Origin of the sequence: Staphylococcus sp. GDY8P126P, from assembly GCF_017891965.1 — a bacterium.
In the GTDB taxonomy this organism is placed as follows: Bacteria; Bacillota; Bacilli; order Staphylococcales; family Staphylococcaceae; genus Staphylococcus; species Staphylococcus saprophyticus.
In genome coordinates, this window is record NZ_JAESKG010000003.1 from 359,706 (window position 1) to 372,694 (window position 12,989).

The 12,989-nt window shown below is 32.9% G+C and carries 16 protein-coding genes, 2 pseudogenes and 1 riboswitch; of the genes and pseudogenes, 6 read left to right on the forward strand and 12 right to left on the reverse strand.

Translation table 11 applies throughout. The features are described 5' to 3' along the window. The first annotated feature begins 2 nt into the window (after nt 1-2). Nucleotides 3-134 carry a beta-class phenol-soluble modulin gene (locus KA893_RS06985; RefSeq protein ID WP_002482076.1) on the forward strand — a complete coding sequence of 44 codons (132 nt, stop codon included), beginning with the start codon at nt 3-5 and terminating at the stop codon, nt 132-134. Nucleotides 135-203: 69 nt separating this feature from the next. Here KA893_RS06985 and KA893_RS06990 read toward each other — a convergent pair whose 3' ends face one another. Next, the gene (locus KA893_RS06990; RefSeq protein ID WP_041080157.1) at nt 204-674 is read right to left on the reverse strand and encodes a peptide-methionine (S)-S-oxide reductase; all 471 of its coding nucleotides are present in this window, start codon (nt 672-674) and stop codon (nt 204-206) included. Nucleotides 675-820: 146 nt separating this feature from the next. Between KA893_RS06990 and KA893_RS06995 the strand changes: the two genes are divergently transcribed. Next, nucleotides 821-1,042 (forward strand): hypothetical protein, encoded by a 222-nt coding sequence (locus KA893_RS06995; RefSeq protein ID WP_002482074.1) that lies wholly within the window; start codon nt 821-823, stop codon nt 1,040-1,042. Between the two features lie 287 nt (nt 1,043-1,329). Continuing rightward, a complete protein-coding gene (gene trhO / locus KA893_RS07000) occupies nt 1,330-2,280 on the forward strand; it encodes an oxygen-dependent tRNA uridine(34) hydroxylase TrhO (protein ID WP_002482073.1) in 951 nt (316 codons plus the stop codon). Between the two features lie 46 nt (nt 2,281-2,326). Here trhO and KA893_RS07005 read toward each other — a convergent pair whose 3' ends face one another. The 5 genes and pseudogenes from KA893_RS07005 to KA893_RS13975 all read right to left on the reverse strand — a co-directional run bounded on the left by KA893_RS07005 (nt 2,327) and on the right by KA893_RS13975 (nt 5,410). Continuing rightward, nucleotides 2,327-3,118 carry an arginase family protein gene (locus tag KA893_RS07005; protein WP_115340426.1) on the reverse strand — a complete coding sequence of 264 codons (792 nt, stop codon included), beginning with the start codon at nt 3,116-3,118 and terminating at the stop codon, nt 2,327-2,329. A 202-nt stretch (nt 3,119-3,320) separates the two neighbouring features. After that, nucleotides 3,321-3,452, reverse strand: a pseudogene (locus tag KA893_RS07010) (family 1 glycosylhydrolase); the annotation flags it as partial. Continuing rightward, the gene (locus KA893_RS14215; RefSeq protein WP_210125647.1) at nt 3,428-4,027 is read right to left on the reverse strand and encodes a PTS glucose transporter subunit IIA; all 600 of its coding nucleotides are present in this window, start codon (nt 4,025-4,027) and stop codon (nt 3,428-3,430) included. The gene KA893_RS14215 and the pseudogene KA893_RS07010, both read right to left, overlap by 25 nt. 15 nt (nt 4,028-4,042) lie before the next feature. Continuing rightward, the gene (locus KA893_RS07020; protein ID WP_115340425.1) at nt 4,043-4,954 is read right to left on the reverse strand and encodes a PTS transporter subunit EIIC; all 912 of its coding nucleotides are present in this window, start codon (nt 4,952-4,954) and stop codon (nt 4,043-4,045) included. 165 nt (nt 4,955-5,119) lie between these two features. Then, on the reverse strand, nt 5,120-5,410 hold the full coding sequence (locus tag KA893_RS13975) for a MurR/RpiR family transcriptional regulator (protein ID WP_228481254.1): 291 nt from the start codon (nt 5,408-5,410) through the stop codon (nt 5,120-5,122). A 261-nt stretch (nt 5,411-5,671) separates the two neighbouring features. Between KA893_RS13975 and KA893_RS07030 the strand changes: the two genes are divergently transcribed. After that, nucleotides 5,672-6,532 carry a VOC family protein gene (locus KA893_RS07030; protein ID WP_306790283.1) on the forward strand — a complete coding sequence of 287 codons (861 nt, stop codon included), beginning with the start codon at nt 5,672-5,674 and terminating at the stop codon, nt 6,530-6,532. Nucleotides 6,533-6,660: 128 nt separating this feature from the next. Here the strand turns inward: KA893_RS07030 and KA893_RS07035 are convergent. The 6 genes and pseudogenes from KA893_RS07035 to KA893_RS07060 form a co-directional block, all read right to left on the reverse strand. Further along, a pseudogene (locus tag KA893_RS07035) lies at nt 6,661-7,215 on the reverse strand (dihydrofolate reductase family protein). Between the two features lie 317 nt (nt 7,216-7,532). After that, a complete protein-coding gene (locus tag KA893_RS07040) occupies nt 7,533-8,282 on the reverse strand; it encodes a transglycosylase family protein (RefSeq protein ID WP_011302118.1) in 750 nt (249 codons plus the stop codon). 537 nt (nt 8,283-8,819) lie between these two features. Continuing rightward, entirely contained in the window at nt 8,820-9,536 is a 717-nt protein-coding gene (locus KA893_RS07045; RefSeq protein ID WP_041080160.1) for a transglycosylase family protein, read from the reverse strand. 493 nt (nt 9,537-10,029) lie between these two features. After that, a complete protein-coding gene (locus KA893_RS07050) occupies nt 10,030-10,497 on the reverse strand; it encodes a sensor histidine kinase (RefSeq protein WP_129334963.1) in 468 nt (155 codons plus the stop codon). 127 nt (nt 10,498-10,624) lie between these two features. Further along, the gene (fadH, locus tag KA893_RS07055; RefSeq protein WP_002482062.1) at nt 10,625-11,389 is read right to left on the reverse strand and encodes a 2,4-dienoyl-CoA reductase; all 765 of its coding nucleotides are present in this window, start codon (nt 11,387-11,389) and stop codon (nt 10,625-10,627) included. Between the two features lie 213 nt (nt 11,390-11,602). Continuing rightward, nucleotides 11,603-11,830 carry a DUF3955 domain-containing protein gene (locus tag KA893_RS07060; protein ID WP_194375855.1) on the reverse strand — a complete coding sequence of 76 codons (228 nt, stop codon included), beginning with the start codon at nt 11,828-11,830 and terminating at the stop codon, nt 11,603-11,605. Nucleotides 11,831-12,033: 203 nt separating this feature from the next. On the opposite strand from KA893_RS07060, the gene KA893_RS07065 reads away from it, so the two are divergent. Both KA893_RS07065 and KA893_RS07070 read left to right on the forward strand, forming a co-directional pair. After that, nucleotides 12,034-12,501, forward strand: a complete 468-nt coding sequence (locus KA893_RS07065) for a helix-turn-helix domain-containing protein (RefSeq protein WP_002482061.1) — start codon at nt 12,034-12,036, stop codon at nt 12,499-12,501. A gap of 66 nt (nt 12,502-12,567) precedes the next feature. Next, a riboswitch (SAM riboswitch) is annotated at nt 12,568-12,681 on the forward strand. A gap of 70 nt (nt 12,682-12,751) precedes the next feature. Next, nucleotides 12,752-12,925, forward strand: a complete 174-nt coding sequence (locus tag KA893_RS07070; protein ID WP_002482060.1) for a hypothetical protein — start codon at nt 12,752-12,754, stop codon at nt 12,923-12,925. Nucleotides 12,926-12,989: the final 64 nt, after the last annotated feature.

Below are 12,989 nucleotides of genomic sequence, written 5' to 3' on the forward strand. Positions count from 1 at the left end.
ACATGACAGGAATCGTAGAAGCGATTGGTAATGCAGTAAACGCAGGATTAGCACACGACTGGGCAACAATAGGCGTTAGTATCGCAGATGTTTTAGCTAAAGGTGTAGACTTTGTTTTAGGTTTCTTTAAATAAATCACACACAAAACCCCTTTTCTAAAATTCTTACTTATGTAGGAATCATTTTGAAAAGGGGGTTGTTTTTTATTTATACTTATAAACAAGTTCTTTAGGTAAGTGACAATAATCATCTGGAAATCTTGATAAGCGATCCTGGTTTTCTTCTGCACTTCTTACATAATTCGTTAGTGGTAATACTTCAGTAGCAATAAGGTGATGGTCCTCAATACCATCTATGAATTGTTGAGCCTCTTTTAAATGTTTCTCATCTTCGCTGTATAATCCAGTTCTATATCTTAAGCCCACATCTTGACCTTGTTTATTCACACTATATGGGTCAATAATTTCAAATAAATAACCCATCAAATCTGTTACTGATACTTTTTGTGGGTCGAATTCTGTTTTAATTACTTCCACGTAACCATCATATTCACCGTCTAACGTATCCGTAATACCGTTAGCTCTTCCACCTTCAGTATTGATAACGCCGGGTAACGTTTTTACAAATGCTTGTACGCCCCATAAACATCCACCTGCTAAATATACTGTTTCCATTGCAATCCGCTCCTCATGATATTCATTATCATTTGAGTATAGTAATTTACCGTTACTTTTTCAATCACTTCTATTTAATTCAGCATCACACAATATGATTGACTGTTTTTAAAAAGGGAAAATAAATTTATATAAGGAGGAATTCTATGCCTAAAGTAGAAGAAAGAATGTTAGAAGATATTGAAAATAAAGAAACAAGATCTGAAAGTAATTTGAGTTCAGAAAAAGAAATGCAACAAAATGCTTTTGAGAGACTCGGCAAAGATGTCGTTATTATCGAAACATTATCTATCATGAACATTATTTTCGCCATCAGCACAATCAGCTTAATTGGTGCATTAATATTTACAAATAAAAAGAAATCATAATAGATATTAACTTGCTCTCTTCAAGATTTACTTGTAGAGAGCATTTTTTATTACATTAATCAAAAATCTTTACTTAATATAATAAAAATAATGAAGATACTTAAATTAATAAATTGAATAATATCCCTTTTTTGTTATAATGTAATAATGATAATTTTATGCTTTCGCTCAAAAAATAAATAAACCTTATTAAATTGAAGATACTCACATACTTTATATTAGCGAAAAAATGATACCAACATTTTATATAAATTTATAAGAACAAGAAATAAAAGGAGATTAGTATTATGGATTATAGAGTATTATTATATTACAAATATACAACAATCGATGACCCTGAATTATTTGCAACTGAGCATTTAGCATTTTGTAAAGACTTAGAACTTAAAGGTCGTATCCTCGTATCTACTGAAGGTATTAATGGGACAGTTTCTGGTACAGTCGAAGCTACCGATAAATATATGGAAGCATTAAAAAACGATGCTAGATTCCAAGGGATTACTTTTAAAGTGGATGAAGCCGAAGGACACGCTTTCAAAAAAATGCATGTTCGCCCTAGACAAGAAATCGTTGCTCTAGACCTTGAAGATGATGTAAACCCTAGAGAACTTACTGGTAACTATTTGTCACCAAAAGAATTTAGAGAAGCATTATTATCAGATGATACTGTTGTGATTGATGCTAGAAACGATTATGAATACGATTTAGGCCACTTCCGTGGTGCAGTTCGTCCTGATATCACAAGATTCAGAGATTTACCTGACTGGATTAAAGAAAATAAAGAGCAATTTATGGATAAAAAAATTGTAACGTATTGTACTGGTGGTATTCGTTGTGAAAAATTCTCTGGTTACTTACTAAAAGAAGGCTTTGAAGATGTGAGTCAACTTGAAGGCGGCATTGCTACTTACGGTAAAGACCCTGAAACAAAAGGTGAATTCTGGGACGGAAAAATGTACGTATTCGATGAACGTATCAGTGTAGAAGTGAATCATGTAGATAAAACTGTAGTAGGAAAAGAATGGTTCGATGGTACGCCTTGTGAACGTTATATCAATTGTAGTAACCCTGAATGTAACAAACAAATCCTTGTATCAGAAGAAAACGAAGCGCGTTATTTAGGCGCTTGCTCACATGAGTGTGCAAAACACGAAAATAACCGTTATGTAAAAAAACATAACATTAGCGATGAAGAAAAAGCGAAACGCTTAGAAAATTTTAAAGAATTAGTTAAATAACTATAAAAGAACCGCTGCTATATTGAATAGCAACGGTTCTTTTTATTTAATGGAATATATTCAAATCTTTCAATGTATTTTTCAGATTGATTTCATCCCATGGCATGTACTCTGCTACAGTAAAGCCTACAATATCATTATTTTCTGAAATGCCTTTTAGTATGTCATTTAAATGCGACAAGGACATTTGTCCAGCTGCTGCTGGGAACGATTCAATGCGAGGTTCCGCAAAGTAAGTGGCACGAAACTCATTTGGATCCAAGACATCAATATCAAAATGGATGGCTATTTTCGAAAAGTTATTTTCCTTAATCCATTGTTGTATTTCTTCATAATTATAACTTTCTGTGCCTTGTACTTTATAATCAAAATTTAATTTTTCTAGATTTTCCGCTTCAAAATCTAATAATTCTTGTAAACCTACGTATAAAAATTGATTAGTTTTTAATGGTGCGTTAACCAATTTCGACAATTCACTATCGCCTTCACCAAGTAAATTAGCTACAACCATGGCGTGTTCATTTGTAATGTCTTTAGGATATGAAATATCTGGATGTGTATCAATCCAAACAATACCAAGTTCATCACCATATTTTTGATTTAAATAATCAAAAGGTGCTTGTGAGACCATACAATTGCCGCCTAAAGTACCTACTTTATCTGGTTGTTCTTGATTTAAAATATCTTGTGCTTGCTTTACATTATTTATTATTTGAGACTGCCCGTATACACCATTTTCTAATTCTAATGCGGCTTCATCTGGTTCTTCGACTTTAATCTCAAACGCTTCTTGGTTAGAATCATTAGGAATTAACCAGTTTAATAAGTGTGCCCCCATGATAATAGGCTGCTCTACCTCCTGATTGCCAATCTGGTGCGATTAATCTAATTGTTTTACTCGTTAAAATACCTCCATCAATTGTACTATTATTTTCTACCCTTAATCATGATTTAAATGTTCTCATCGTCTCACTTAGAAATTATATTTCACTAATTTGATCATTTGAGATAATTATTTGAAACTCTTTTTCATTAACTATTTATTTGCTTATTAAGCTATTGCCGTTTGTTTTAATCACATTTTGATACCAGTAAAAACTTTTCTTTCTATACCTCTCGAAAGTGCCCTCGAAATTATCATAACGATTCACATAAATAAAACCGTATCGTTTTCAGGTTCAATAGCAATCCCTTTACCCATTGCTTCGGTTGAAAATACTGGTTCTGGCACATTTTCCAGTTTTACAATTTCTCCTGATAAGGGTGCAAATATCATTGTCGATACACCTTCTTGCAAGTTATTTGTATTTTCTTTAGCTTCCAAAGGTTTTTCACTATTTTTAGCTTCAAAACCGAACACAAATGTTAAAATCGTACCAATAATCAATGCGATTGCAATACCTAGAATGTAGCCGTACATTGGTTTAAATATTGGTATAGTAAATAAATTATTTAACACAAACGTTGTCACTCGCACATCAAAAATAGCTATTATAGCACCGCCAATGGCACCTGAAACGAGTACAATAGGTATGAGCCGTTTATACCATAAAATAAGTCCATATAAAATAGGCTCAGTAACACCTGCTAATAATCCTGATAACGTTGTACCTATAGATAGTGATCTTAAATCTTTGTTTCTTCGAGAACGTAAAACGACACCAAACGCAATTCCAATTTGTGCAAAAACAGAAGCAGCAGTAATTGCTATGAGTATATCTCCACCATGAGCAAAGTTATCTATCATGATAGGGACTAACCCCTAATGAACACCTAGTACTACTAAGAATGGCCAAAACGATGCGATGATAATCCCAGTTAATATTCTAGAAAAACCAAGCATATAATCGATGCCGATGCCGATGCCACTGCTCACATATTCACTAAAAGGACCAAATACTAAAACAGTTAATGACACCATAATAATGAGGCTTAACATAGGAACTAAAAATAATTGCAATACTTTTGGAACCCATCGTTTAAGCAAGCGTTCAAGTGGCGCATAGATGGCAATAGCAATTAATAATGAAAACACTGTAGAAGCAAAATCAGTAACTACCAAAGGCAGACCTATAAAAGTTAGATTTTCTTCTGATTTAAGGAGATTAGTAAACGATGGTTCGAGTAACGACGCTGCAATCACACCACCTATATATGGATTCACATTCAATTTTTTACTAGCAGACATACCAATAAATATCGGTAAAAAGTAAAACACTGCGTTTGATGTTGCATTTAAAATCGCAAATGTCGCACCTTTGTCGTTAATCCAATTCAATGATTTTAATATTTCGAGTAATGCTTTCAACATACCAGAGCCTGCGAGTGCAGGTAATAGCGGAGAAAACGTTCCCGATATATAACTAAATATGATATTTATAATGTTGCGTTTCCCTGATTCGTTTTCTTCTTTAGCAAAAGTTTGACCAATACTGTAATTTTTTACAATTGCGTCATATACATTTGCAACATCATTGCCAATAACAATTTGAAACTGCCCACTTTGTTCTACGACTTGTAAAACTTTAGGCAGTTCATTTATTTTTGAATTATCTGCTTGATCTGTATCTTTCAGTACAAATCTTAAGCGAGTTGCACAATGCTCTAATGATGAGATATTATTTTCTCCACCAACTAAATCAATAATTTCTTTTCCCAAATTGTCATAATTCAATTTTCATCACCCCATTTATAGAAAGTAGATACTGTAGGATATCCTTTTCAATATACAATGATGATACTACAACGAAGAAAGCCCTTACATAAGCAAGGGCGAAATTGATTGCTATTTTCATTTTTTATCACTATTGAATATCCATAAATGAAAATAGATTTCATTTTATGCAAATGGATTTTTAATCACATTTAAAGATGTTTCAATGTTTTGATCATATTTATGCGTTAATAATATTGAAAATAAAATATCTATGACATATTGTACAGAAATAATAATTGGTAATACTTCCATACTCAAAATCAATTTATCATCACTAATTTTAAATATTTGATCACAAACTTGACCTAATTCTGTATTTATCGATGATGAAATAGCTATCGTATATATACCACGTGCTTTTAAATACTTTGCTATTTCAATAATTGTAGGATTTTGCCCAGTAATTGATATCAAAATCGCTATTTTCTTATCCGTATTTTTTAAATTAGAAATATAATGTTCATTTATACCATCGAAACTATTACTTTCGATACCAATAGATTAAAATTTAAAAGTTGATTGTTGTGCCAAACTGTAACTAATGCCCAAACCATATACGTCAATTTTCTCAACTAGTTTCAGCTTGTTCGCTATGGATTTTAATTCACGTTCATCTATATAAAAATACAGGAGATGACATGATGCGTAATCAAAAAATTGTGCCACATTTATGGTTTGATACTGAAGCTGAACAAGCAGTCGATTTTTTATAAAAATGTTTTCCCAGAAACAGAAATTATTAAAAAAGTCACATTACAAGATACACCTTCCGAAGATGCACAACAATTAATTTTTAATATCTTTAATTTTCGTTTTATGGCTATCAACGCTGGCCCTTATTTCGTAAAAAACCCTTCCATTTCATTCACTGTTCTCTTTAAAAAATCTGAAATTGAATTATTAGAAACGGTCTATAATAAATTAGTTGAAAATGGAAAAGCAATCATGCCATTAAATCAATATGATTTTAGCGAAAGGTACGGATGGGTACAAGATCAATACGATGTATCTTGGCAATTATTAGTCACTAATGATCCTATTACACATCGCATAGAACCCACACTATTGTTTATGAATGAAAATGTCGGACGTGCCGAAGAAGCTATCCATTTCTATAACAAGGTATTTAAAAATAGTGAACCAGGCGATAAATTCTATTATCCTGAGGGTCTTGAACCAAATAAAACTTCTCAGTTGGCGCATGCACGTTTTAAAATTGAAAATCAATGGTTCACATGCATGGATAGTGCTTATGATTATGACTATCAGTTTAATGAAGGCATTTCACTTATGGTTACCTTAGAGGATCAAGGTGAAATTGATGACTATTGGGAGAAATTATCCACTGTCCCTGAAGCAGAACAATGTGGCTGGTTAAAAGATCCATTTGGCGTATCTTGGCAAATTGTCCCTGAACATCTGGATGAAATGATGGCACATGATTCTCCTGAACAACTTAAACGTGTCACAGAAGCTTTTCTGAAAATGAAAAAATTCGACATCGCTACTTTAGAAAAAGCATATCACGGTGAGTAATGATTAAACGATAGCGTCTGTAAAAACCATCTCACTACTATAGAAAAAAGAGAGTAACATCATCAAACCGATTCAATATATTGGTTAACGATTTACTCTCTTTTCATTTAATTTAAAACTTGATAATTTCATCCTAACGCACCGGATTCAAATGTCTCGCTCTTTATTAGTTTGAGATCAACTTTATCATGAATATTTTAAAATAACGGTAATCCTTTACCTATTAAAGTAGGCGATATTGTTATTTTATATTCATCCACTAAATTAAGTTGCATTAAATAATGTGCAAATCTTGGACTGCCTAACACGACAATATCTCCGCCTTCTTGCTATTTTAATTTATTAATTTCTTCTTCAACATGATCTTTCACCAATTTTGAGTTACTCCATTCTACATGATTCAATGCTTTTGAAAATACAACTTTTTCAACATTTTCAATCCATTGAGCATGATTCAATTCGTGCTCATTTGCATTTTCATCAGATGGTACCGTCGGCCAGTAATCATACATCATTTCATATGTCTTACGTCCCCAAACAATCGTATCTGTATTACTCAGTACATCATCCGCAAATTTTTCCAATTCTTCATTATAGGCAACCCAACCGATGTCCATTGCACCTTTAGGACCCTCTACAAAACCATCTAGCGTACTATGCAAAAATACTATAAGTTTTCTCATATTCATCATCACTCCCTAATTTGAATTATTATAGCTAAATGTAACCAAGTATTACCACATCATTACCCATTTGCATATTTAATCATTCAAAGATATGCCATTAAAAACATTAAAGTAAAATCCAAGCTGCTTAGTACTATTGTCATCTTATTTCTTACTCAATTGAATGAACAAATTCAAAAATCCATATCCTACCTAAAAATTAAAACCAACAATTAACTATACAAAAAACCCGACTTCTTTATTAAGAAGCCGGGACCAAATTTATCATGTTAATTTAATTTTTATACTTTATTTTTAAAATTATGACTTACAGTTTATGCAGTAACCCATTGTGAAGCGCCTTCTGTATCATAAAGTTTTTGCGCTGCAGCATCTTGTACTGATTCTGGTGCTGAAGCAGCTGGTTGACCTTGATACTCAGCTGGAGCTACTGAATCCCATGTACTTTGTAAGAATTGGAACTTACCAGAAGCACCTGATGATGGATTTGTAGCATGGATGTCGCCACCTGATTCACGTTGCGCGATTTGTTGTAAGTGCGCATTAACACCTGATGATGAACTTTCTGAAGCTTCACTTGAACTTGATTCGTTTGAACTAGATTCATTTGAGCTTGATGCAGATTGTGTTGTTGCCTCTTGTTGTGGTTGTTGTGTTGCTTCAGTTTGTGGTGCAGCTTCTTGTGCTGGTTGTTCAGTTGAAGCTTGCTCAGTTTGTTGTGGTTGTTCTACTTGTTGTGGTTGCTCAGCAGTTTGTTGTGAACTATTGTCTGTAGCTTGTTCTGATGAAGCATTAGATCCTTCGCCTGAACCTTCACCATAGCTCCAGCTAAAGTTTTCACCATCTGATTGGAAACTATAATCTGTATTATTATAGTTAAAGTTGATATTATAAGCACCATCTTGAATAGGCGCCGCGTTTAATGATTCTGGATTTGATTGCGCTTGTTGTGCTAATTGTGCTTTGTCAACGCCTTGTTCTGAAGCGTCTGCTGAATTTCCTGCTGCGATTCCTGTTACGCCAAGTCCTACTGCTAATGTTGATGCAATTACTGTTTTTTTCATTATTAATAATCCTCCTAAGAGATTGTTTGTATTTTTAAAATTTAATAAATTAGCTTGTAATTTCAACCGTCAATAAATAAGTTTACTTTTTACAACTAATTTGTATTTCCTACTATAACACCTATAAAAAGCTTGTAGGTTACAGTGAAGTTAAAAAAACAAGCTCTTTTTTACATCCTAATTACGTTATATATTACACTCAAATCAGGAATTTCTACCTAAAAATCCTTTCATGTACACCTTGTAGTGTATTTATACACTTTTGTGGATGTAATCGCTTTGTAATTAGTGTGAAAAAAGATGTCTATTTGCACTCCAGAAAACATTAACATTGCTTACTATATATATTTAAAAACATTCAAATTAACTACTTTACTAAATGCGTTTTAAACAGCACATTTGCGTTTTGCGCAACAAAATTTATCTCAAAAGAATTCTATTGACTGACCAACCTGATATACTTATAAATAAAAAAGCTGAGACATATATGTCTCAGCTTTAAATATTTATCTTAAATTCATTACTACACTTAATTTTTTATGCAGTAACCCATTGTGAAGCGCCTTCTGTATCATAAAGTTTTTGCGCTGCTGCGTCTTGTACTGCTTCAGGTGCTTCTGTTGGTGATACACCTTGATATTCAGATGGTGCTACTGAATCCCATGTGCTTTGTAAGAATTGATATTTACCTGCTGCACCTGATGATGGGTTAACAGCTTTAAGGTCGCCGCCTGATTCACGTTGCGCGATTGCTTGTAAATGAGAGTTAACATTTACTGATGAACCTTCTGAAGCTTCACTTGAACTAGACTCATTTGAAGTTGATTCATTTGAGCTTGAAGTAGTTTGTGTAGTTGCTTCTTGTTGTGGTTGTTGTGTTTCTTCAGTTTGTGGTGCAGCTTCTTGTGCTGGTTGTTCAGTTGAAGCTTGCTCAGTTTGTTGTGGTTGTTCAACTTGTTGTGGTTGCTCAGCAGTTTCTTGTGCTGGTGCATTAGTTGAACCTTGTCCATAGCTCCAAGTCCAATATTGACCATCTGATTGGAAACTATAGTCAGTATTATTATAGTTAAAGTTAATGTCGTAAGCACCGTCTTGAACTGGTGCTGCATTTAATGATTCTGAATTACTTTGAGCTTGTTGTGCTAATTGTGCTTTGTCAACGCCTTGTTCTGAAGCGTCTGCTGAATTTCCTGCTGCGATTCCTGTTACGCCAAGTCCTACTGCTAATGTTGATGCTACTACTGTTTTTTTCATTATTAATAATCCTCCCAGAAGATAATTTTTAGATTTTATTATTTTTAAGATTTAATGTTGAATTTCAATTACCTTAAATAGATAATTTACTTTTTCAACTGACTCACAAATAACACTATAACATCCATACATAGCATGTAGGTTACAACGAAATTAAAATACCCCCTTACTTTTTTACATCCTAATGACACGCGCCATAGGATTTTATATACCATAAACACCCACTCAAAACTGTCATGAAAGTCATGAGTTACTTAATTCAGCCATAAAACCTTGTAATATTCATGTAATTTTTGCGACAACTATCCATGTTTTTCAATGGTTAATAAAGAAATCTCGCCTTATAAAAATAAAAGATATGTTGTTATTACACCTCAACATATCTTTTATTAATTAACTACTATTGTAATAGTACATTTTAGTTCAAAGGAAAACTCAGCGTCATCGTTGTACCTTTTTTAAATACACTATCCACACTAATAGACCCACCTATTTATTCAACTAAGTTTGCTGCAATATATAATCCCAGCCCTGAACCACCTGTTGCTTGATTTCTTGAATTCTCCACTCTATATGTTCTATTAAAGATATAATTCAAATGCGTTTCTTTTATACCAATGCCCTCATCTTTTACTGAAATGGCTAACATACCTTGATTTTTCTCATAAACGTCAATTGTAATGGTTGTGTGCGCGTTTGAGAATTTAAGTGCATTATCTATAAAATTAGTAATAATACGCTCTAATGCATTTTGATCTTGAACAAAAGGTTGAATATTTTGAGGTATATGAACCTTAAATACTCTATTTTCTGTGGCTATAAACTGCTGGTATGATTCTAATATTGGCATTAACAACTGATCTATATTCAATTTAGTCTTGTGGCGTTGTCTATTTAAAGCAATCCAAGTAAACTCATAAAATGAGATTGTCATGATTCCAATTCTAAAGCGATTAGACATCCTTTAGACATCAGTCAGTATTCTCTCTACATACATTGCACACCGATTATCTTTATTAAAGTTTTTGTAATAAACATAATTAAAAAGCCTATTCAATTTTTGTATTGAATAGGCTTTTTATAATACTTTAAAATGGATTTTGATTCAGCCATTGTCCACCATCCATTGTCATACATGCACCATTAATATAACTCGCATCCTCTGACATTAAGAATTTTGCCAAACCTGCGATTTCTTCAGGTTGACCCATCCTTCCAAGTGGGACACTATCCAGCGTTTGTTGTTTTGCTTCTTCTGATAAACTTAGCTTTCCCGATCCACCTGTATTATCGATTGGCCCTGGGGCAATTGCATTGACATTAATGCCATATTTAGATCCCCATTCAACAGCCAGTGTTCGAGTCATTGATAACACGCCTGCTTTTGCACTTGCAGAATGTATCACACCTATACCAGCTCTCCATGCATAAGTCGCAACCATATTAATAATACGTCCACGTTGACCATTTTTAATCCATTCTTTTCCTACAGCTTGTGTACAGTGCCATGTCCCATTAAGGACAATATCAATGACAGAATGCCATCCATTATATGATAAATCTTCAGCTGCACATAGAAAGTTACCTGCTGCATTATTAACCAAACCATCTATTTTGCCAAACGTTTCAACCGTTTTATCCACTGTATATTGCACTCTTTCAGGATCTCGCACATCCATATCTATGCAAAGAATTTGTCCTTCATATTGTTCTATTTCTTCTTTTGCCGCTTCTAACCGTTCCAATGAGCGACCCGTTATAACCACTTTTGCACCCGCTTCAGCAAATTTTTGCGCCATTGCTTTGCCCATGCCACTACTTCCACCAGTCACCATCATCACTTTACCATTCATGTGCATTCTCCTTTTAAAAACGATTTATACTAAAGCGTCTAAATATTTTTAGTAAGCGCTTACAATTAGTATAACAAATATCGTGCAAATTTATAATAATTCATCTGTTTTGATTGTATTTACCATATAAAATCCCTACGTTTTGAACCATAAGCTCAAAAAATAGGCTGTAACATTAAACATGCCTCAGCCTATTTCCTATTTCAAACCACTCTATTTATGAATCTTATTTTCAAAATAGTGACATAAATAACCACCTATTGCAAAAAACATGAGTAAACCTCCAATAATGACAAATGAAAATCCAGATTCTACTAAATACCAAGGCTCTTTCAATATGCCATTTTCATTTACATAACTTGGAATTAAAAGAAAACTAATCCCTAACGATGCACCTAAAACAATACTTATAATACTTGAAAAAAATAACTTTTTATTCATAAACTTATTATGCCTCCTTAATTTTTAAATTTACTTGATGTCATCTATTATTGAATAAGCTTATTTTATTTAAAAGAAAGCATTGCTAGCATTTTAAAATATGCGCGCTAGGTGAACTTGCGGAGCATGTAAAGTATCACTAGCGTTCGCTTAACCACACTTTTTATAAACAAAATACGATTTAAAAGGAGCACATTTAACATATGAATTTTGGCACTCAAATTAAAATGATTCGAAAAGAAAATCAACTGACCCAAGAACAATTTGCCAATCAATTAAATATTTCACGACAAACTGTATCTGCAAGGGAGAATAATCGTTACTTACCGGATATTGAAATGATAGTAGAAATTGCCAAAACCTTTAATTTATCTCTAGATGATTTAATCTTAGGTAATACTGTGGTAAAGGATAAATTAGTTAATGATACGAAGTTTGTGAAACGCATTCGCTTAAGTATATTAAGTATGATATTTATCTTAATTGCTATAGTATCCGCATTGCTTTTCACAAGTTCACCTTCACATGTCTCTCAAGATGGTGTGTTACAAGAACCCTGGTTTCTAGTTATTCTCGCATTTTTCTCATTATTAACAGGTTTAATCATTGGTATGGTCAATTTAGTATTAATATTCATCAATTACTATAAATACGCACGCCGAAGAAAATAGTGTATTGTATGACTTTGTTTGTCATTTTACATTCATTTGCTATAATGATGTTTAAATAAAATAGTTCTCTTATTAAGAGTGAGTGGAGGGACTTGGCCCTATGAAACTCCAGCAACAGCAGTCATATGCGATGTGCTAAATCCAACAACTCAGTATGACGATTGAGTTGAAAGATGGGAAGTTGTGTGGAAGCTCTTCTTATCTAAGAAGGGCTATTTTATTTATAAAAATTAAAAAGGCGGTTATTTTTATGAGATCTCTACACACACTATTTAAACAATTAGAAAAATGGGAACAGTATCAACCTAAAAACATGGCGAGTAATATGAATAAAATGCAACATATTCAAGACATTAAAAAGCAAATTTGGAGACGTATTGATATAAATGATTATAAACAAGTGATACTAGAGAAAAATAAATAAAAAAATGGTTACCAATACCTTTATATCTCCTGGTATTGGTAACCTATTTAAAATTTTATGTTCT

Excerpts from the sequence above, each read along its gene's own strand:
- KA893_RS06985 (WP_002482076.1), top strand. The coding sequence starts at position 3 with ATGACAGGAATCGTAGAAGCGATTGGTAATGCAGTAAACGCAGGATTA.
- KA893_RS06990 (WP_041080157.1), bottom strand. The coding sequence starts at position 674 with ATGGAAACAGTATATTTAGCAGGTGGATGTTTATGGGGCGTACAAGCA.
- KA893_RS06995 (WP_002482074.1), top strand. The coding sequence starts at position 821 with ATGCCTAAAGTAGAAGAAAGAATGTTAGAAGATATTGAAAATAAAGAA.
- trhO (WP_002482073.1), top strand. The coding sequence starts at position 1,330 with ATGGATTATAGAGTATTATTATATTACAAATATACAACAATCGATGAC.
- KA893_RS07005 (WP_115340426.1), bottom strand. The coding sequence starts at position 3,118 with ATGGGGGCACACTTATTAAACTGGTTAATTCCTAATGATTCTAACCAA.
- KA893_RS14215 (WP_210125647.1), bottom strand. The coding sequence starts at position 4,027 with ATGATAGATAACTTTGCTCATGGTGGAGATATACTCATAGCAATTACT.
- KA893_RS07040 (WP_011302118.1), bottom strand. The coding sequence starts at position 8,282 with ATGAAAAAAACAGTAATTGCATCAACATTAGCAGTAGGACTTGGCGTA.
- KA893_RS07045 (WP_041080160.1), bottom strand. The coding sequence starts at position 9,536 with ATGAAAAAAACAGTAGTAGCATCAACATTAGCAGTAGGACTTGGCGTA.
- KA893_RS07050 (WP_129334963.1), bottom strand. The coding sequence starts at position 10,497 with ATGTCTAATCGCTTTAGAATTGGAATCATGACAATCTCATTTTATGAG.
- fadH (WP_002482062.1), bottom strand. The coding sequence starts at position 11,389 with ATGAATGGTAAAGTGATGATGGTGACTGGTGGAAGTAGTGGCATGGGC.
- KA893_RS07060 (WP_194375855.1), bottom strand. The coding sequence starts at position 11,830 with ATGAATAAAAAGTTATTTTTTTCAAGTATTATAAGTATTGTTTTAGGT.
- KA893_RS07065 (WP_002482061.1), top strand. The coding sequence starts at position 12,034 with ATGAATTTTGGCACTCAAATTAAAATGATTCGAAAAGAAAATCAACTG.
- KA893_RS07070 (WP_002482060.1), top strand. The coding sequence starts at position 12,752 with ATGAGATCTCTACACACACTATTTAAACAATTAGAAAAATGGGAACAG.